A 21,349-nucleotide genomic window follows, 5' to 3' on the forward strand; every position below is an offset into this window, starting at 1 on the left:
CATGAGAAAATAGGAGGAGTCATCATATGAGGCGGCGGCTTAAGAACTGGAGCTGGATTGTAATATATGTTGTTCTGTTGATTGTGACAGTCGTGGTCATCTCTCAGGGTAACCCTGATAATCCGATTGAAGAAGATTCGACAGAGAAAGTTACACTGACATTTCGTCATTTTTGGACCAAAGAACATGATCGACCGATGCTTAAAATTATTGAAGATGTCATTCATACGTATCAGGAATCTCATCCGAATGTCAAAATTAATTTTGATGGAATGGATCAGACCATTCACCGAGAACAAATGCTGAAGAATGAAATGGTTACAGGTACCCCACCCGATATGTTTGTATTGTTTGGTGGAGCTGAGATTGAGCCTTATGTTAGGTCCAATCGACTCATGGACTTAACCGATTTTGTGAACAGTCCACAATTAAAGGATCAGTTCAGAGATCTTCATTTGTGGACATTTAATAAACATGTGTATGGATTGCCTATTGAGGGGAATGCAGAACCTCTATATATCAATACCAGCATTTTCAATGAGTTGAATATACCGCTACCAGAGTCCATTTTTGATTTAGATGAGGCTGTAGATATATTGATACAACATGGATATATTCCATTTGCTCTCGGGAATGAAGATCGATGGCCAGCAGGGGTTTTTGCTCATTATCTTATGGATCGTTATGCTGATCCTGAATTAATCAATGATCTCGTACAAGGTAAAAAAGGTAGTAGCTTTCAGAATAAAGATTATTTGAAAGCATTTCAGATTTTTGAGAAATGGGCAAAATTAGGTGCGTTCGGTCCTGTTCCAAATGCTCTTTCTACTGAAAAAGCTATTGGACTCTTCACTAATGGTAAAGCTGCAATGTACTTGAATGGGAATTGGGATATTACGTTATTCCATAATGAAGAAGCTCCTGTAGATTTCGAGAACAAGGTCAAGGTGACACCGTTCCCTACGTTATTTACAGGTGGGATCCCCTCTGTAGCTGGTGGATATACGATCGGCATTGGGTTATCCTCTGATTTATCCGATGTCAAAAAAGTAGCGGCTTTTGAATTAATGGAGGCTCTATATACGAAAGAGGTGCAGACTCGGATCGTATATGAAGCCCTACGGATTCCATCGATGCTGATTCAGTTTGATTCAGAACAGACAGGGCCTGTTTTTACACAAATCATTGAGTTAATGGAGAAAAGCACGCAAAGCTTTGTACCGTATGATAATATACTGTCACCCGAAGTCAAGAAATCCTTCTTGAAAGTTATAGAGGAGATGCTGAATCAGCAAATAACATCTAAGCAAGCATTGGAGCAACTTCAGTCTGCTTCTGTTCAATATTGGGATTTGAGACGAAGCTCCACCGTTAGATAGCTATGGGGAGGTCTAGTTAACCAGTGGATAGTTCAGTAAATAAATATAAAGTGATTTTAGTTGATGATGAGCCCTTAATATTACGTAGCTTAAAGGCCGCGATTCCGTGGGATGAGCTCAATCTTGAAATTGTAGGGGAAGCAAGAAATGGTGAAGGAGCACTTCACCTCATTCGTGAAACCTCCCCTCACATGATTATAAGTGATATTCGGATGCCGGGTATGGATGGAATATCTTTAATGAAAGAAGTGTTATCCGATCACTCCAATCTCATTTTTATCGTAATTAGTGGATATGGTGAATTTGAATATGCTAGAGAAGCGTTAAGGCAGGGAGCTTTCGATTATCTACTTAAACCGATTGACCATGAAGAATTGACCGAGATGTTGATTCGGGCGTCGAAGAAGCTGAATACTCAGATTGAGAATGATAAACTGCTCCATTCTGTTCAAGTACTGTCTCTGTTAGCGCGTGAGCGCATGTTCTCAGAGCTTATCGAAGGTAACCAAAGAACGCTTCCTCATATGCAGTGGATGGAGAGTAGTGAGTTGGATCAGGATTACTTCATGGCTGTTGTTCAATTAGATCAGTATTTGGTATTGAATGAACGATGGACGATGGAAGAGAAGAGATTATGGTTGTTCGCTATCCGTAATATTCTAGAAGAGTGGTCTATACATAATGAAGGCTTAACGATATTCCCGTTCCATAGTGGAGAATGGATCTTATTATTCCCGAGCTCACTGAAGGGCAGGAAAGCAGACTTGGGTCATGATATCATTTATCAAATCAAGAAATATTCTAAACTAACCTGCTCTGTCGGGATCAGTACTTGTACGAGGGGAATAGATCAATTAAGTGAAGTTTATCAAAGTGCGACTAGAGCATTATATCAACGCTTTTATTCCGTGCAAGAGGATGTGTTTATTGACTCGGAGCCCGCGATGCAGATAGCAGTAACACAAGAAGTTAAATACCCGAAACATCTTGAAACTGCGATCATTGAATGTATTCGGACACTGGACTTAAATCGTATGCTTTCGATATTCGACGAGACCAAGACCTATATAGAAGATCGTGCATTGACGAAGGAGGCCGCCGAGAGACTTATCGTCGAAATGACGGTTGTCTTATACAGACAGTTTGAATCCTCAAATTTGTTAGTGGAATGGTCATTAGGAGGATTAATTCAAAAAATTCATGACTTAGCAACATTGAATGAGATGATCCAAGTGGTTAAGGATACTTTTGAGAATCGCATGAAGGAGACGGGAAAGAGTCATACCAAGGAAGACGTTCAGACTGTAGTACGGAAGGCACAGAAATATATTCTGAATAACTACCATAAAGACTTAAGCATTGAGGAACTATCAGAGCTGGTAGATCTAAGCGTGAGTCATTTCTGCACATTGTTTAAGCAGGTTTCAGGGTATACATTTCTAGAATACTTAACACAGTGCAGGATGGATAAGGCCAAATATATTCTGAAAAATACGAGCGTAAAGGTATATCAAGTTGCACCTCTTGTCGGATATCAGGACCCAAAATATTTCACTCAGGTATTCAAAAAGGCGACAGGTAAAACACCTTCTGAATTTCGTGAGGAAACAGGATAAAATTTGGAAAAATGATCCATAGTGTGACATTTGATGCTAAACTAATGAGAGGATATTAGCAGAGACCCATTTTACTGCTGAAGAAGAAGGAGTGTTGAAATGCAACAACATTATTGGAAAAAATGGGTTACTGGAGCTACAGCAGTTGTACTACTGACTAGTATGTTATGGAGCCCAAGGAGTTCCGCTGAAGCCGTCTCGGTTCCTACAACCTATCGTATTGTGGCTTTAGGTGATTCTCTAACCGTTGGGTTCGAACCAGGTTTGGAGGATGCAAAGAAAGCTCCATATGGTTTCGTAGATCGACTTCAAGAACAAGGATTATTCCATGGTCGGACAATTACGAAGAACTACGGTATTGCTGGCTTGAAAGGTGCAGGTTTGGAACATTTCGTTGAAGCGTCGAAATCGGGCCAGTCGATTACGGCAGAAGCAATTCAACCCGCACTTGTTGACCCAAGAGCTGAACAAATTGCAGCTACTTCTGGGGAACTCAAGAAGGATCTAGAGTTGGCAGATCTGATTACCATTACCATAGGCGGTAATGACATGTCGGAGATTCTGAAGAATGCAGGTACAATGAGTACTACGGAGCTTGCTGTGAGCATAGAAAAATTGTTTGCCGCTTACACTTCTAACATAACAGCCGTGTTAGACGATCTTCATGTATTGAATCCAGATGCACTTATAGTTGTCGCAGATCAGTATCAACCGCTACCGGAGATTGCGGATCGTGTGGTCTATCCTAAGCTAATAGAGGCCTCTACAGCGTTCTCGAGCGTAGTGGATCAGATTGCGGCTACATACCAAGCACAAGGAACGAATGTTAAGGTAGCACATGTGGCGAAAGAATTTGTTGGTGGGGAAAGTACGATGACCCATATTCTTGTAAAAAGAGATATTCACCCCAATCAGTTGGGATACAGTGCTATGGCCGAAGTATTTGCCGTAACAATCTGGGGTGAATTTGTGAAACCATCGTCGATTAATACAGATGCACCCATGACGATTGTAGTGAAGGGCAAGGAATTAAACACTCCGTATCATCCTATTCTGAGAAATAATCAGAATTACGTAGCCATTAAGGATATTGTGGATGCCATTGGAGCGACTTCTACATGGGATAATAAGACTTCAAGTGCTACGATTACGTATGGTGAGCGAACGGTTGTGATCAAGATCGGTTCAGCCAATATTAAGGTGAATGGACAGTCGATCGCTGTGGATACACCAGCTTTCTTAGATAAGGTAGGTAAAGAGAGTAAAACCTACGTACCCTTAGCTGCTCTAGCCATCGGCTTAGGATGCGATGTACAGTATAGCTCACATTTAAGAACAGCATTCATTAACCCATAGCCTCATAGTACATCAAGCCTATTTTAGGATAGCCGCTCCGAAAGGGGCGGTTTTTTGTTATTAATGATGTAAAATAAAGTGGAACAGTGTAAAGTAAACCAAGGATTAACAGAACGCTACTTTGAAAGGGATGGTATTATTTTGATACGGAAATATAAGAGCGCTTTCACGGACATGGGTATTCACAATAAAATGATTGGTCTTATCTCATTACTTCTGCTCGTGAGCTTTGCAATTTATATTACCGTTCTTCAAAGTATGTTCAATATATATGACGAACAAATCTATGAGAAATCATCACAAGTTCTAACGATGTCCTCTGTTGGTATTGAGAATCAGCTCAAGGAGATGGATGAACTTTCATTCAAGGTTGTATCGGATGAACAGATTCAGAAATATTTAACTCAACTTAAGAATGAGAGCTCTGGCTATGAAAAGCTAGTACTGAAGAAGAAAATCACGAATCGTATTATTGCTTTTGCGGGTTCAGAGAAGTACGTGTATTCTATGATGGTTATCGACAATGATAAAAACGTCATGGTGGCGGGCAATCGCGAGGGAATTCCAGAATCGTTACAGAATGAACTCATTTCACTAGGTGAACAATATAATGGTTCTAATGGTTGGATGCTGGGAGGAAGAGGGTTTTCCTTACTTGGGGTTCGACAGATTAGGTCATTTACGGATTCTACCTTCACGCTGGAGAACCTGGGTACGCTTGCCTTTCGCGTACGCATCGATCGCATTGTAGATGATCAAGTACAAGATGCGGGTAATGGTGACCAACTCATTATCTCAGATGGAAAGGATATATTGTATCCAGAGAAGCCACTTCTAACAGGTAACGAGGTTTTAACAGAAATGAATAGTACAGAACCCTACAGCATTGAGTCTTATGAGCATGGTAGATATTTTACAGCTAAATACCGTTCTTCGAATACAGATTGGACTTATTTTCATATTACTCCGTTTGATCGCATGTTTGAACGTATTACGTTTATTAAAAGTATAGTCATGATTATCTTTATATTTATTTTTGTAGTTGCGATTCTATGCGGAACGAAGCTTTCACGTAGTATTACTAGGCCCATTGAGAGGCTTATCAAAAAGATGAGAGATATGGAAAAAGGTGATCTCGACAACTTAGAAGAATTGGCGTTAGGTGCGGTTCCATTATCTGTAAAATCAGAGGTAGGGTTGCTTCACCGAACGTTCAAAATGATGATTCAACGCATACGTGAATTAATTAACGAGAACTATACAAAGCAGCTTTTGATCCGAGAAACGGAGCTAAAGGCTCTTCAGGCGCAGATCAATCCGCATTTTCTATATAACACTCTTGAATCGATTAATTGGTTAGCCAAGACGAATAAACAAGATCAAATATCCACAATGGTAGAATCACTCGGATTTCTGCTTCGTAGTTCAATAAGCTTCAGTGAGCAACTGATTCCACTTAAACGAGAAATGGATATTGTGTGGAGTTACGTAACCATTCAGAGGACACGTTTTGAGGAGCGATTAGATTTCAGCGTTGATATGCCGACTTCCCTTGAGAATGCACTTATTCCTAAGCTAACTTTACAACCGCTAGTTGAGAATGCTATTCATTATGCGTTGGAGCCTAGGATCGAGCCTTGTCGAATTCGAATTATTGTAAGCGAAAAGGATGGAGGCATACTTATTTCGGTTCAAGATGACGGAGCCGGAATGGACTCGGAATTCCTTACTCAACTATTCGGCGGAAAAGTGAAGACTCGTGGACAAGGTATAGGACTCTCTAATATTGAGGAACGAATCAAGCTTACCTTCGGTAATGAATGGGGGATTCATATTGAAAGTGAACCCAACACAAAAACTTCTATTCAAGTCCATATTCCTTTTGTTAAAGGAGAAGATATCGATGTATAAAATAATGCTGGTAGATGATGAACGTATGATTCTTGAAGGGATTTCCCAGGTGGTGGACTGGAGTAGCTGTGATTTGCAACTTGTCGATACTGCCAGGAATGGAATCGAAGCCTATAACAAAATTACTCTGAGTCAGCCTGATATTGTCATCAGTGATATTTCCATGCCAGGGCTTGATGGTTTAGGACTTGTGGAGAAAACGGCTATAAATTTTCCGAATGTACGATTTATTATGCTGTCTGGATATAAGGATTTTGAATATGCTAGACGTGCTATGCAGCATGGGGTGAAGCATTATTTACTTAAGCCATGTAATGAGGGGCAGATTCTAGCAGCGATCGCTGAGCTACTTAAAGAGCGAGAAGAGCAGAATGAACGGGATGAATTTGTTGATCAAATGAAGCAGGGACTCAAAAAAGTGCTACCTCATGTAAAAGAGCAATTTTTGAAAGAATTCATTACGAATAAGACCTATGGCAATACTGATTTGGAGTATTATCAGGAGTTATTTAATCTTGAATTAAATAGTCAGTCCGTTCGGATGATTCTTTTTAGAGTTGGAAATTCGCATGAATATGAGCAAATGTTTGCTTTAAAGAATATTGCCGAGGACATCCTTGAAGGAGTATTACTAAGTACTACTATTGAAGGCCAACTCTTGATTCTGCTACCCAATCCTGAAGATGTGGAGCAACTTATTCAAGGTATTGAAGCTGTTAAGAGAACATTCTATAAGTTCTATAAACTAGATGTCACTATTGCACTCAGCGAGGCCGACCTCATGATATATTCGCGGAAGTTGTATAGGGAAATGCTGCAATGTATGAATCATCGCTTCTATGTCGGTGAAGGAAGCTTGATCATGATGCATGATTTAGCACTGCCTGATACAGAGGTGGGAATGGATCTAAATTACATACTAGATGAGGAAAAGTTCTGTCTACTTATTAAATCAGGAAATGAACAGGAAGTATCCTACGAATTAGATCGATTATTTGGATATTTAGATGAGCTTCGTTTAGATATAGGTGTAACGCGTTCGTATGTGCTACAGCTCTATGCTGCAATGATTCGCATCTGTTCTTCAGCGGAGACTAATGCGTTTACGAAGGGCATGGCACAATTAGCTGAGATTAATACACTTGCGGGGTTGAGATCATATGTATTTAAAGCAGCGAGTCAATTGACTGCCGGCTATTACAGTAATAATATTAACCGTCAGTCCTCCATTGTAGATAAAATGATCGCTATAATCGAGACTAATTACAGTCATGAAGACTTATCGTTAAATGGTGTGGCTAATCAAATTTTATATATGAATCCGGACTACCTAGGCAAAGTTTTCAAAAAAGTGACAGGTAGTAATTTCAATTATTATGTGAATCAGTATCGTATTGATCGGGCTTGTGAATATATTCGCTGTAGCGGTGATGTAAGAGTATTTGAACTCGCAGATTTATTTGGATTTGGGGGTAATTCACAATATTTCAGTCAGGTATTCAAGAAGTGGAAGGGAATGACTCCTACGGAATTTAAGAAGACAAGTGAATAAATGACTCACTTATTTTCAGTTGGTTGTAAAACTCTGTTTTTTTAACCAATAGCTCTGATTTGTGTATTCAATTCCATGGCCGAATTTGGGAAAATGAATTTACAAACATGAAAGCGTTAACAAACAAAAAATGTTCATGATCACAAATGAAAAGGGGCGATCAGACTTGAAGAAAAAAGCAGCAATGTTAATGACGGTAATGATGCTACTGTTCGTAACGGCTTGTGGGAATGCAGAGAACAATAAGAATACACAAGGGAGCAGCTCAGGAGCAACAGATTCGGAGGGGACTAAAAATGTAACTTTACGGATTGCGTGGTGGGGATCTGATTCCCGTCATGAGTATACCCAAAAAGTGATTGATATGTATAAGGAAAAAAATCCGAATGTCAAAATCGATGTTGAATATGCTTCATTTGATGACTACTGGAAGAAACTCGCTCCTCAGGCTGCAGCGAACAAATTACCGGATATTGTACAGATGGATATCTCCTATATTAGTCAGTATGCCAAGAACGGACAGCTTGCAGATTTAGCTCCTTACTTGAACAAGCAAATTCAAGTGGGTGATGTCAGCGAGAACGTGCTCAGTACAGGAGTCGTAGCTGGAGTACAGTACGGTATTCCTACAGGTGTTAACGTTCTTGGATTCCATTACGATCCAGCGCTTCTGAAGAAGGCAGGTATTGATGCGATTCCAGCAGACTGGACTTGGGATCAGTATGAAGAGCTAGCAATGAAGGCTGCATCAAGTAAGTTGTATTTTGATAACGGCATTGCCCCAGATATCTTCTTCAACTATTTCCTTCGCACCAAAGGGGCCTCACTCTACAATGCAGAAGGCACAGCGCTCGGATATGAGGATGACGCCCTGTTCGAAGAACTATTTGATCGTCACGCTCGTTTGGTGAAAGCGGGAGCTGAACCAGATCCAGCAACCGTGAACCAGTCTAAAGGAATAGTGGAAGAGTCAGATATCGTGAAAGAGAAAGGAATCGGCATTTGGCAATGGTCTAATCAATTCATAGGCTTGCAGTCTGTTGTAAACCGTCCTATGGAAATTGCACAAATGGCCGGTCCAGATATGGATAAAGGTCTGTATATGCAACCTAGTATGTATTGGGCTGTAACGTCTAGTTCCAAGGTTCAAGAAGAAGCTGCTAAATTTATTGACTATTGGACTAACGATGTAGAAGCGAATAAATTGATAAAGGGTGACCGCGGGGTACCTATATCGAGCAAGATTAAAGAAGCTGTAGCCCCTGAACTTAGTGAACAAACTAAACAAGTATTCAGTTTCGTAGCTGACATGGAGCCACATGCGTCACCAATGAGTCCTCCGCCGCCAGTGGGTTCTCCTGAGATTATTGCAATGTTAACTGACTATACAGAACAAATTAACTTTGGCAAAGCAACAGCTAAAGAAGTAGCTCCTAAATTTAGAGCAGAAGCGAACGCTATCCTTGCCAACAATAAATAATAGTCAAAGTGCGTGTTCAAAAAGTCGGCTTTTCAGCACTAAAGTGTATGCTTACGATGTTGCGTTTCTGTGAAACGCCTCAGAAAATTGGATGAAGCAAGGGAGTGAGGAGCGGAGCTACACGTTTTCGTAGAAAACGACTTCGGAAGCATGCGCTTGCAGTACCTACGTGAGCACCTAAAATGTTTCCGAAGGAAACATTCTTCGAAAGCATACGCTAAGAGCGGCTGAATTCAATCTTCGGCGTCGATTAGGCCTCTTGATATGCTTCGTGATCAAAAGATGACTTTTTGAACAACCTTTTAAACATTGTAATTCTCTGCTTTAGCACATTGATTATTAGACTTGGGAAGTGAAATGTGACCCTTGTGGGATCCATTTCACTTCCGCATATGTATTAGATGTGTGCACAGCAGAAGAGGAGGCTTGGTCATCATGCGGCGAAATTTAAGTCTAAAAACCAATATAACGGGATACGCCTTTATCAGTCCATTTGTTATTGGTTTTCTAGCATTTACACTTATACCCATGGTTATTTCATTGTATCTATCCTTTACAAGTTATAATCTGTTTACTTCTCCTAAGTGGGTAGGATTGGACAATTTCGAAAAGATGTTTACAAATGATCCGAAGTATTGGAATTCCGTAAAGGTTACCTTTATTTATGTATTGGTGGGGGTACCCCTGCGACTGATTTTTGCTCTGTTCGTAGCGATGATTCTAAACACGAAATCTCGCATGGTCGGTACATATCGTACAATGTACTATCTACCATCCATCATCGGTGGTAGCGTCGCAGTATCTATCATGTGGCGTAATATTTTTAGTAATGAGGGAATTATTAATAGTTTATTAGGATGGGTTGGAATTTCTCCAGTATCATGGTTCGGAGATCCTAATGCCTCCCTTATGATGCTTATTTCACTGTCTGTGTGGCAGTTCGGTTCTTCTATGCTCATCTTCCTAGCGGGTCTCAAGAATATTTCTCCGGAAATGTACGAAGCGGCTGGGGTTGATGGAGCTAAACCGATACGTAAGTTCTTCAGCATTACATTGCCATTACTTAGTCCAATTATACTCTTCAACTTAATTATGCAAACAATCAGTGCGTTCATGACCTTTGTTCCTGCTTATATCATCTCCAAAGGAGAAGGCGGTCCAATGGATGGAACGATGCTGTATTCCCTTTATTTATTCCGTCAGGCATTTATGTTTAATAATATGGGCTATGCGGCTGCCATGGCTTGGATCATGCTTATTCTAATCGGAATTATGACAGGCATCGTATTTCTTACATCCAAGTTATGGGTATTCTATGAATCGGAAGGGGGCCGCTGAGATGAGAAGAATTAAATGGCCTCTCTATCATATTCTAGTAGCTGCGCTTGCAATACTTATGCTCTATCCTGTTTTGTGGATGCTCTTCAGTTCATTCAAAGAAAGCCGTACGATATTCTCAACAGCGGATACGCTATTTCCTAATCCGTGGATTTGGAGTAACTACGCTGTAGGTTGGAAAGGAACTTCATATCCCTTTAGCAGATATATGATGAATACTTTTATCATTGTTGCCATTGCAACTGTTGGAGCTGTGATCTCATCGTCCCTAGTTGCATTCGGCTTTGCTCGTCTGAGATTTGTAGGGCAGAAGTTCTGGTTCGCACTTATGATGGTAACCCTGATGCTTCCCAGTGATGTGGTACTCGTTCCACAATACATTATCTTTACTAAGCTGGGTTGGGTAAATAGCATTTTACCGCTGGTTGTGCCTTCATTCTTCGGGATGCCATTCTTTATATTCTTGATGGTACAGTTCATACGAACGATACCCGGTGAGTTGGATGATGCTGCTGCGATTGATGGAGCTAGTAAGTTTCGGTTGTATTTACAAATTATTATGCCACTCCTTAAATCTTCTTTGGCTACAGCTGCTATCTTCTCTTTCTATTGGCGCTGGGAGGATTTACTGGGTCCCGTACTCTATCTTAATTCACCCGAAAAGTATACAGTCTCTATGGCTCTTAAGATGTTCCTTGATAGTGAGTCTGCTTCTAACTGGGGTGCGATGTTCGCCATGTCCATTGTCAGTCTGATCCCTGTTATTGCTGTATTCTTTGCCTTTCAGAAGCAAATTGTTGAGGGTATGAGTAGTAGCGGCTTGAAGGGGTAGGAAAGGAGATGTATGGCTTTTATGAATAGTGTAAATCGGGAGTGGGCATTTGATTTTGGGCCTGGTCAACCTATGAAAGGTTATATTGGGGTCTCTCCACAGCTACGATATGATGAAGAAGTAGGTTATGGGTTCGAAGGGAATGGCCAAGTGAATGGCCGATCTCGTAGACAGCAAGAGTTGAGTGTGGGAGAAACTCATCATGCAGAGGAACATCTAATTCATAGTTTCTGTATCCCAATAGGGGTTAATTTTGTGGTCAAAGTACCTGATGGAACGTACCGAGTGATCGCGCAGATGGGCGATCTACTCGCAGATACGTTAACGGTCTTGAAGGCAGGAGAGAGTAAGGCAGTCCTACCCCCGATCCCAACGATAGCAGGACAGTTCAGGACAGTGATGTTCACAGTACCTGTAAGAGGTGGAAAGCTTGTGCTCAGATTTTCAGGGGCAGCTCCTCGAATTAATGTCTTGAATGTTTCTTCTGCCGAGGAGACGCTTACGATTTTTCTAGCTGGCGACTCAACGGTGACGGATCAGCCATCCATTGGATATCCTAATGCGGGTTGGGGACAAATGCTTCCACAATTATTCAAGCATGATGTGGTTGTAGATAATCATGCGGAGTCTGGACGGAGTTCACGGAGCTTCATAGACGAGGGGCGGCTTGAGTCGATCTTGGAGAAGATGAAGGCAGAGGATTTCCTCTTCATTCAATTCGGACATAATGACGAGAAAAGTGATATTCCTCGTGGAACCGAGCCATTTACAACCTATAAACAATATTTGAAGCTCTATATTGACGCCGCAAGGGACCAACAGGCGCGGCCTGTTCTGGTGACGCCGGTACACAGGCGCTACTTCAATGAAGATGGCACACTATCTGATACACATGGCGATTATATTATCGCGATGAAAGAATTGGCCATGGAAGAGGATGTGCCTCTCATTGACTTGGCAGCAGAGAGTAAACTTCTATATGAAGCAGCGGGGATAGAGGGAAGTAAGGACTATTTTATGTGGAGTTATCCTGGTGAGTATATGAATCATTCTGGAGGAGTTGAGGATAATACACATTTCCAAGAACGTGGGGCATTACGCTTAGCAGAGCTAGTTATAGAAGGTATTATTAAGCTGGATTTACAACCACTCCGAATGTATGTGAGGTAACTATAGTAATAGAATTAGGGAGAAAAGAGGCGGATTATGATGCCTGCATTAGTATTCGATGAAGAGGAAATTAAGAAGGTGATCGACCGTGTGGTGGATCGTACGTTTAATATGGACTTTCATTGGGATTGGCCTGGTGGTGTGGCATTCTACGGAATTTGTGAGGCTTATCATGCTACAGGTAAGGTTGAATACTTAGAACGTCTTAAGACTTGGGCGGATGAGAATATTGAAGATGGATTACCTAAGCTCTCTGTGAATGGGGTATCGGTTGGACATTCATTGCTGACCTTGTATGAAGCAACTCAGGAACAGAAATATTTAGATATTGCTATCGAAATGGCCGAGTTTCTAACGCATAAAGCAGAGCGATTTGGCGAGGGTGTTTTTCAACACACCGTCAATTCTGTCAATGATATTTTCCCTGAGCAAGCTTGGGTAGATACGATGTTCATGGCAGGCTATTACTTGTTGAGAATTGGATATTTAACAGGTAACAGGAATTATATTGAGGATGGATTGAAGCAGTATCACGGACATGAGAAGGTTCTTCAAGATCAGAATAGCAATCTATATTATCATGGCTGGGATCATCTGAACCAGAATCATATGTCGGGTATGTATTGGGCTCGTGGAAATTCATGGGCTGCACTTACGATGTCGAAGGCGTTGAAGCTTGTGGAAGTTACTCATCCATCCTATATGATGATTGATGGCTCACTTCGTGATCAACTTAGTGCATTGGTTCGCTTACAGTCTCCTGAAGGACTATGGTACACTATATTAGAAGACGAGTCTTCCTACCTAGAGGTATCGGGCTCGGCAGGCATTGCTACTGCTATTTTGATGCGAGGCCGTTTGTATAATAAGTATACGCAGAAGGCTATTGATGGGATATTGGCACGTATTAAGGAAGATGGAACAGTGACCGAGGTATCTGCAGGAACAGCTGTGATGAACGATATTCAAGGTTACCGTGAGGTGCCATATAACCGTATTCAGGGTTGGGGTCAAGGATTAACATTAGCCTTTCTTGCAGAGTTGTTACGGACCAAAGAAAATATGTATGGATAAGAAAGGAAGGCAACTAGATGAATGAATCAAGTAGCTCTCAGCACCGAGGACAAGGAAATACGTATTGGGTTATTCCTGACGGTTATATTCCTCTGGTAAGTCAAGGTGAGCTAGAGAGTCATGAAAGCATCTGTGTGTTGAACTGTGGGACTCAGACAGCAGAACTTAACATTACGATCTTCTTTGAAGATCGTGAACCTTTAGAGAACATTTCTGAATCAGTCGAAGGACGGAGAACGAAGCATATTCGGACAGCCTTATTACGCATGGAGGGTCAATATATTCCCAAAGGGGTTCCTTACGCGATTATGGTTGAGAGTAGTGTTCCGGTCATCGTTCAGTATAGCCGATTAGATTCAACGCAAGCTGAGTTAGCACTGATGAGTGTTATGGCACATCCTATATCATAAATGAATGAAATTTTATCATAAAAATGAAATGATAAAAGAACTCCAAGAAGATGATCTCGGAGTTCTTTTTATTGGTGAATGAAGATAAGGAGGTGCGCTCTAGATCGAATTAGATTTGGAGAGCACCTCTTTAATATGAATACTAAAGAGTCATCTCACGAAATGACTCATCGGCAGCTTCTAGCGTCCGGTCGATGTCTTCATCTGTATGAGCTGTTGTGAGGAACCAAGCCTCATATTTAGATGGAGCAAGATTAATGCCACGATCGAGCATATGACGGAAGAATGCCGCAAATACTTCTCCATCTGTGTCTTGCGCTTCATCATAGTTCGTAACCGGGTGATCACAGAAATGGGTAGAGAAGGAGCCACGAATTCGGTTGATTGTGAGTGGAATATCGTGACGATCTGCAGAAGCTTGTATACCCTCGGTAAGATTCACAGCTAGACGATTCATCTCTTCATAGACACCCTCGCCTTGTAATACTTCTAAACAAGCAATACCTGCAAGAACGGAAGCAGGGTTACCCGCCATCGTTCCGGCTTGATAAGCAGGGCCTAGTGGAGCGACCTGTTCCATAACATGTTTTCTACCGCCGTAGGCACCAATCGGTAACCCACCTCCAATGATTTTACCTAGAGCTGTAAGGTCGGGAACGATAGCATCATGATTGTGTAAACCAGCAAACGTTTGAGTGGAGCCATAGTGGAAGCGGAAAGCTGTGATTACTTCATCATAGATGACGAGGGAGCCATTATCATGAGTCATCTTGCATAGACCCTCTAGAAATCCATCGTGAGGCATTACCATTCCGAAGTTGCCTACAATGGGTTCCACCATGACAGCGGCGACATCATCTCCCCAACGCTCTAGCGCTGCTTTAAGTCCATCTAAATCGTTAAAAGGTACTGTAATGACTTCTTGAGCAATGCTTGCTGGAACCCCGGCACTATCTGGGATACCTAGTGTTGAAGGACCCGATCCAGCAGCTACAAGAACTAAGTCTGAATGACCGTGGTAGCAACCGGCAAATTTAATGATTTTGTTGCGTTTCGTGTATGCTCTAGCTACTCGAATCGTTGTCATGACGGCTTCGGTGCCGGAATTGACGAACCGGACCTTATCCATGGAAGGAATAGCCTCTTTCAACATAAGTGCTAACTGAATTTCCCACTCCGTAGGAACGCCATAAAGCGTACCATTCTCAGCCGCTTTGGTTATCGCTGCTGTAATATGAGGATGGGCATGTCCGGTAATGATGGGACCATATGCCGCTAGATAATCAATATATTTGTTATCATCGACATCCCAGAAATGAGCGCCTTTAGCTCGCTTCATAAATACGGGCGCCCCGCCACCTACCGCTTTAAATGAGCGAGAAGGGCTGTTAACGCCACCGACAATATGTTGCAAGGCTTCTTGATAGAGATGTTCAGATTGAGTACGTTTTTTCATGGGGTTAGAACTTCCTTTCATCGTTTCGCGAGAGAGTGGAAGCCAACCTTGTTGTTAAGGTTGCTTCCACTCTTTGCAGGCGAGGTAACAATTACGCCAGATTTTATTGTGTTGTTTCTACTGCTGCTCCATCTACAGTTGGCTCTGTTTCAGTGTTTTCTAGTACAGTCTGAACATAGCTTTTTAGATCCTCAAGGTTTTTCACAGTGATTACAGATGCACCACCAACATTCTCTTCTGCAAGAAGACTCATCGGAGGAATTTGCTCACTGCCCTCAATGGAACTCTGATATCCAATATTAGCTAGTTTCCACATATCATTGATGGATAGATTGGTATCTACGAATGGACTAACCTCTTCCAGTATGGCTGGAAGTTTCATGATCGAAGTTGTAGACTGCATCTTATCAGCTACGGTTTTAAAGAATTCTCTTTGCCTCTCTGTACGGGTATAGTCAGATAAGGCATCATGTCGGAACCTCACATATTGTAGAGCCTTATCACCATCTAAATGCTGCATACCTTTTTTGAGATCAATATCATATTCGTGCTTATCCGCCTTGCTTGAATATTTCATATCTTTCTCAACAAAGAAATCAACGCCACCAACGGAATCAACTAATTTAATAAACCCTTGAAAGTCTGTGTAGACATAGTATTGCACCGGAATTCCCAGAAGATCGCTAATGGCTTTCATGGCTGTGTTAGGACCATGAGTAATGGCTGTGTTGATGCGATCCTTGCTGTGTTCAGGAATATCAACGTACGCGTCTCTTAGGATAGAAAAAAGATGGATTTTCTTCTCGATAGGGTCAAGGGTAGCGACCATCATGCTGTCAGATCTAGGAATCTCACCTTCAGTAAGCCCACGTCCATCTACACCCATGATCAGAATGCTAACGAGTTCCATTCCTTCCCATTTGGGAGGTTCTGAAGTCGCTGCCTCGACCTGTTGTATATGACTAAAGGGAGATTCTTTACCTTCTTTGTTCAATCCTTCTAGACCATTATAAATGGATGTGAAATAATATACGACATAACCAACAACTGCAAGCATGATTACAGCCACAACCCACCATACGGTTCTTTTCGTCTTTCTCGTCATTCAAGCTTCTTCCTTTCACAACTATGGGAAATAGGTACATTTTAGACTTTGATGAATTAGGATTCATTATATTATAATTTTTTTTGCAGATACAATCAATTTATTAAGTAGAATAATGACATATAAAGGAGAATGGTAACATGGAATCATTGCAAATAGGGAACAGGGCTCCAGAATTCACACTTAAGGCGTCGAATGGTGAGGAGGTATCCTTAAGTCAGTATAAGGGTCGTAAAGTGGTTCTGTATTTCTACCCGAAGAATATGACACCAGGCTGTACACAAGAAGCTTGTAGCTTCCGAGATGCTAATTCCGATATGGAAAAGCTAGGTGCTGTTATTCTTGGAATTAGCCCGGATGAATTGAAGTCACACGATAAATTTATCGAGCGTAATCAGCTTCCGTTTCTCCTTTTATCAGATACTGATCATGGCGTAAGTGAATTATATGGGGTCTGGCAGCTTAAGAAAATGTATGGAAGAGAATATCTGGGTATTGTAAGATCTACGTTTCTCATTAATGAAGAGGGAGTACTTGTAAAAGAATGGCGCAAGGTTAAAGTAGCTAACCATATACCTGATGTTTTACGTTATATGGAGAATAATTCAATGGAGTAAATGCCATTAGAGTAAACCCAGCAACATGTTGACTGGGTTTTTAATTGCGAGACTATCATTGGGGAGGGTCTACTTATCTCTTCCACGGGTGTGCCAATTGATAGATTCTAGACTTACCTAGAATTATCTAAATAGTTCATTCACTTTGATTAGGAAATAGAAAAGTTGGACAAATGGCATGATGGGTCTTGCCATATCGAGGATAAATTGACTAAAAGATATTCTATATTATGTTTTTTAGATTTGAGCTACGAAAGTTAAGTAACTAATCTGAATTACATATTTTTTAATTTTTTAGATAAATATACCATTTATACTTTTTTTATAATATAGTTTAATAGTTGAGATATTGATAAGCTGGCCAGCTATCATTAGTTTAACTACTAATAATGTAATATAAAAGGAGAATGAATCAATGAAAAAATTGTTGCTTTCAAGTGCACTTGCATTAGGTCAATTTTCTCTTGCTGCTTCTGCTTCTGCTTATAGCAGTTAGCGGACAAGGATTTGCTAATTCATGGACTTTATATGATAGCGGTGGAACTGGTTTTCATACATGGGAAGTAAATTACGGATTTAACAAATGGGCCATCGACGAAGACTTTATACATGGTTATCATGATTCAAAAGCACATCAAGTTAAGCTTACAAATGCTTCTGGTACTATTCCCTTTGTAGATAGCGATATTGCTGGGAATTGGGCTGAAATTGATGTAAGGCATGCCGGTAACTTTGTGTACTATGATTTTAATTACTAATTTAGAAGAGTAATAAGTTCCTTATTTTTACGAGGATGAAAGAATAAATTCTCTAGTTTAGTTGTTACCGTTCAGCATAACAGGTGTTGAACGGTAACTCTAATACAAACGGAGGTTGCAAGATGAAAACAATAAAATATACCATTTGTTTTTTTGTCTTTTTTATTGGTGTATTGATTATAGGGGAAAGTCAAATTTTCCGTTTGGAAAACTTCAATACCCCTTATCGATACACTTCTCTATATCTACAGTATGGTCAGAACGAACAGATTATGATTAACGATACACTTGAAGCTGCTGAAAAACATGAGGTTGACGTGTTTGCTTTTACAAGAACTTCAAAAGATAACCTGACAGACATTAAACTATACGGTTCTAAGGGTGTTGAGGAACACATTAACAAAGAATTATCTATTTACTCAAAAAAGTATAAAAGCTTGTTTTTAGGAGACATTCAGTTTAGTTTTCATAAGCTAGAAACGATCCAAGGATTGAAAGACATACATGATTTTTATGTCATCGGTAACAGCCAGCAAGCTGAACTGTTTAAAACCGATTTAATCAATAAGTATGCAGGAAACTTTCCGCAAGAAGGATATACAGATAATGACGTCAGAAATACGATCATCGCCATTTGGCTGCTGATGATTGGTGTTGCTTTACTTTTGACTTATTATGATGTGATTTATCAAAAAAAAGAAAATTTAATCCGTATTTCTATGGGTGAACGAATAGGTGCAATAATATGGAAAAATATAATTATTGACTCTTTATTATATGTCTTGATAGTGGCGGTTCTCTTTCTTTTCCTGAAAAACTTGACATCTATTTCACTAGAAATACATTCGACTGTCATTGGATTTATATCGCTTATAATTCTGAACGCGTTAGTCTACATAAGTCTGCGTTCGTATCACTTGAGAGAGGTATTCTCTAATGCGAAGAGCAATTCAAGAAAACTATTAACAATGAACTATGGGTTGAAATTGGTTACGGTTATGGTTACGATTTTTGTAATTTCTAGCAACCTTGTACTTATTTTTGAATCGTATAGTTTATATAAACAAAAATCATTCTTTGATGGACATGCCGACTATTCCTACATTACCATGCATTATAGACCTGTAATGAGTAACGAAGGTCATGGAGATCCCAAATTTAATGAGAGTGAACTTTTACAGTCAGAATTCTATACCGGAAATTTCAGCAAGGCAAATGCTTTACTGCTATCTATGGTGCATATGCCTTTAACAACGTCAGCACCAACCATAATGGCTAACCCAAATGCGTTCTCTTATTTGGAAAAAAATATTTCGGAGTTAAAACACCTTGCGCAGAATAATGATGTTTATTTTATTTTACCACAATCATTGTCAAACAACGACCAGATCGTAGCCAATCTGAAAAAGGAGTTTTTCTTCTTTGAAAATCATGATATTGGTAACAATTATGAGGTTGTTTATTATAAAGGTCCTGTGAATTTAGTTGCTATAAATGCGAACCACATCTACGGAAGTGAATTATTTAAGAACCCTATCGTTATCTATAATAATATGTTACCGGAAAGACAGACACTAAGAATTGAATCCAATAGAGCAAACTACATTTACGAAATAATGTATGCCATTACAGATCAACAGTTTAACCAATTTGTTGAGGACCACCAGTTGGCAGAAACCAATGCAGTAATAAGAAAAACTAATGTATTAGAAAAATATAATGAGAGTTGGAATATTGCAAAACAGATTTTATATATTAACTGTGTATTCAGTATGCTGGTCCTCTTTTTGGAATTTATAATTATAACGTCCATTATTAAATTGGAATATGAAGTCAATGCCATTGAGCTTTCCGTAAAAAAGGTTCTAGGATATAGTGTTTGGCAAAAAAACCGAAAAATTATTTTGATGACACTTATTACAACTCTATTTAGTATAGGTATAGCTGTAACGACTGCCCTTCTACTCGGATTTAATACCGCCAGCTACTTGGCCTTGGGAGGCGTAATTATTTTTGCCTCTGAAATGCTAGTCATTCTCTTATACATTCGCAAAACCGAGAAACTAAGGATTCAAAAAATACTGAAGGGAGGAAACGTCTGATGATTTCCATTGAACAGGTAAGTAAATCATTTGATGATAAATCCTTATTTAACAATTTCAATTTAGATATTGAAACAGGTGACTTCGTCATCTTTTCCGGCCCGAGTGGCTGTGGAAAAACAACATTACTTAATATGATAGGTGCCATAGAAAATATAGACGAGGGAACCATTCTTGTCGATAATGTAGACATTAAGAACAAGAAAAATCACTTGCAATATTTTCGGACAAAAGTGGGGTTTCTATTTCAAAATTTTGCCTTGGTAGATAATAAAACCGTGAAAGAAAATCTGCAATTGATTCGAAAAGATTCTAAAACAGATTTATCCATAACTGAAGCCTTACAGACGGTAGGACTTGAAGATAAATTAAATAAAAAGGTGTATACCCTATCTGGCGGAGAACAGCAAAGAGTCGCGTTAGCTCGATTAATGCTAAAAAAATGTGATATCATTTTGGCCGATGAACCCACAGGGTCGCTTGACAGTAACAATGCAGAAGTTGTGCTCAATATTTTAAAGAAGTTCAACCAAGAAGGCAAAACGATTATTTTGGTCACACACGATGAACAAATAAAAAAACAAGGTAATAAGGTGATAAACTTATGAAAAGAGTAAAAGCGAAACCAATTATGATTACAGGAATAATCCTTATCTTCTTACTATTCGGGGTTTGGAATCTGGTTTGGTTAATTATGACGAATAATCGTTATAATGGTTTTTTGGAAGCTGTTCCAAAGAGTAAATTTGGGAATCACACAATAAAAAAGGATAGAGACGTGTACAATGTTAGTAAGCCGGGTTATTTAAGTTTCACAGGAAACTTGGGGATTAATAATCCTGAAGAGGGATACGCCCTGATTATTTGGCCTTTAATTAAGGGGGGATATGAATATGGCTTCCGGGTCCAAAAAGAAGGGAAGGTCTATGAGTTCTATCTAAATGAACAGCTGAAACCTATGGATGAAGATAATAAACAAGTGGCCAAGCTTGTTCAAGAATTCAAACCTGAAATAGCTGAACTATTTGAAAAAGCAAATTCGATGTGGGAGTTAGAGTAAGAGACTATTCGGATTGAAACTCACACAAATTTATGATAGCAGGTCGACTGATATTCCTGAAAGGGTCAGTTGATTTGCTGTTTTTTTGATATTTATTTTTGAAAACGTTTTGAAATCTTATATGTAATTTATA

Annotated in this window: 18 protein-coding genes; 16 read left to right on the forward strand and 2 right to left on the reverse strand. The window is 39.9% G+C overall.

The window, feature by feature from the left end:
* Window positions 1-26 precede the first annotated feature (26 nt).
* The 11 genes from J2T13_RS19040 (at window position 27) to J2T13_RS19090 (ending at window position 14,118) form a co-directional block, all read left to right on the forward strand.
* Entirely contained in the window at window positions 27-1,379 is a 1,353-nt protein-coding gene (locus J2T13_RS19040; protein WP_429373947.1) for an ABC transporter substrate-binding protein, read from the forward strand.
* A 23-nt stretch (window positions 1,380-1,402) separates the two neighbouring features.
* Window positions 1,403-2,995, forward strand: a complete 1,593-nt coding sequence (locus J2T13_RS19045; RefSeq protein ID WP_429373948.1) for a response regulator — start codon at window positions 1,403-1,405, stop codon at window positions 2,993-2,995.
* 99 nt (window positions 2,996-3,094) lie between these two features.
* A complete protein-coding gene (locus J2T13_RS19050) occupies window positions 3,095-4,351 on the forward strand; it encodes a stalk domain-containing protein (RefSeq protein ID WP_429373949.1) in 1,257 nt (418 codons plus the stop codon).
* A 174-nt stretch (window positions 4,352-4,525) separates the two neighbouring features.
* A complete protein-coding gene (locus tag J2T13_RS19055; protein WP_429373975.1) occupies window positions 4,526-6,262 on the forward strand; it encodes a sensor histidine kinase in 1,737 nt (578 codons plus the stop codon).
* Complete coding sequence (locus J2T13_RS19060) at window positions 6,255-7,814, forward strand: response regulator transcription factor (protein WP_429373950.1); 1,560 nt, start codon at window positions 6,255-6,257, stop codon at window positions 7,812-7,814. Before J2T13_RS19055 ends, J2T13_RS19060 begins: the two co-directional genes overlap by 8 nt.
* Before the next feature lie 184 nt (window positions 7,815-7,998).
* Window positions 7,999-9,294, forward strand: a complete 1,296-nt coding sequence (locus J2T13_RS19065) for an ABC transporter substrate-binding protein (RefSeq protein ID WP_429373976.1) — start codon at window positions 7,999-8,001, stop codon at window positions 9,292-9,294.
* Between the two features lie 435 nt (window positions 9,295-9,729).
* The gene (locus J2T13_RS19070; protein WP_429373951.1) at window positions 9,730-10,632 is read left to right on the forward strand and encodes a carbohydrate ABC transporter permease; all 903 of its coding nucleotides are present in this window, start codon (window positions 9,730-9,732) and stop codon (window positions 10,630-10,632) included.
* A 1-nt stretch (window position 10,633) separates the two neighbouring features.
* A complete protein-coding gene (locus J2T13_RS19075; protein WP_429373952.1) occupies window positions 10,634-11,464 on the forward strand; it encodes a carbohydrate ABC transporter permease in 831 nt (276 codons plus the stop codon).
* Window positions 11,465-11,485: 21 nt separating this feature from the next.
* A complete protein-coding gene (locus J2T13_RS19080) occupies window positions 11,486-12,634 on the forward strand; it encodes a rhamnogalacturonan acetylesterase (RefSeq protein ID WP_429373953.1) in 1,149 nt (382 codons plus the stop codon).
* Between the two features lie 39 nt (window positions 12,635-12,673).
* Window positions 12,674-13,708, forward strand: a complete 1,035-nt coding sequence (locus tag J2T13_RS19085) for a glycoside hydrolase family 88/105 protein (RefSeq protein ID WP_429373977.1) — start codon at window positions 12,674-12,676, stop codon at window positions 13,706-13,708.
* A gap of 17 nt (window positions 13,709-13,725) precedes the next feature.
* On the forward strand, window positions 13,726-14,118 hold the full coding sequence (locus tag J2T13_RS19090) for a sensory rhodopsin transducer (protein ID WP_429373954.1): 393 nt from the start codon (window positions 13,726-13,728) through the stop codon (window positions 14,116-14,118).
* A gap of 142 nt (window positions 14,119-14,260) precedes the next feature.
* Here the strand turns inward: J2T13_RS19090 and J2T13_RS19095 are convergent, their stop codons facing one another.
* Together J2T13_RS19095 and J2T13_RS19100 are read right to left on the reverse strand one after the other, a co-directional pair.
* Window positions 14,261-15,574: a glutamate-1-semialdehyde 2,1-aminomutase gene (locus J2T13_RS19095; protein ID WP_429373955.1), complete on the reverse strand. Its 1,314-nt coding sequence runs from the start codon at window positions 15,572-15,574 to the stop codon at window positions 14,261-14,263.
* Window positions 15,575-15,677: 103 nt separating this feature from the next.
* The gene (locus tag J2T13_RS19100) at window positions 15,678-16,679 is read right to left on the reverse strand and encodes an LCP family protein (RefSeq protein ID WP_429373956.1); all 1,002 of its coding nucleotides are present in this window, start codon (window positions 16,677-16,679) and stop codon (window positions 15,678-15,680) included.
* A 140-nt stretch (window positions 16,680-16,819) separates the two neighbouring features.
* On the opposite strand from J2T13_RS19100, the gene bcp reads away from it, so the two are divergent.
* The 5 genes from bcp to J2T13_RS19125 all read left to right on the forward strand — a co-directional run bounded on the left by bcp (window position 16,820) and on the right by J2T13_RS19125 (window position 21,216).
* A complete protein-coding gene (gene bcp / locus J2T13_RS19105; protein ID WP_429373957.1) occupies window positions 16,820-17,296 on the forward strand; it encodes a thioredoxin-dependent thiol peroxidase in 477 nt (158 codons plus the stop codon).
* Between the two features lie 464 nt (window positions 17,297-17,760).
* Window positions 17,761-18,054 carry a hypothetical protein gene (locus tag J2T13_RS19110; protein WP_429373958.1) on the forward strand — a complete coding sequence of 98 codons (294 nt, stop codon included), beginning with the start codon at window positions 17,761-17,763 and terminating at the stop codon, window positions 18,052-18,054.
* 122 nt (window positions 18,055-18,176) lie between these two features.
* The gene (locus J2T13_RS19115) at window positions 18,177-20,156 is read left to right on the forward strand and encodes a DUF1430 domain-containing protein (RefSeq protein WP_429373959.1); all 1,980 of its coding nucleotides are present in this window, start codon (window positions 18,177-18,179) and stop codon (window positions 20,154-20,156) included.
* The gene (locus tag J2T13_RS19120) at window positions 20,156-20,764 is read left to right on the forward strand and encodes an ABC transporter ATP-binding protein (RefSeq protein ID WP_429373960.1); all 609 of its coding nucleotides are present in this window, start codon (window positions 20,156-20,158) and stop codon (window positions 20,762-20,764) included. Before J2T13_RS19115 ends, J2T13_RS19120 begins: the two co-directional genes overlap by 1 nt.
* Window positions 20,761-21,216 (forward strand): hypothetical protein, encoded by a 456-nt coding sequence (locus J2T13_RS19125; RefSeq protein WP_429373961.1) that lies wholly within the window; start codon window positions 20,761-20,763, stop codon window positions 21,214-21,216. The genes J2T13_RS19120 and J2T13_RS19125 overlap by 4 nt, the downstream gene beginning before the upstream one ends.
* Window positions 21,217-21,349: the final 133 nt, after the last annotated feature.

The sequence above is a fragment of the Paenibacillus sp. DS2015 genome (assembly GCF_050433705.1).
Classification (GTDB): domain Bacteria; phylum Bacillota; class Bacilli; order Paenibacillales; family Paenibacillaceae; genus Paenibacillus_AQ.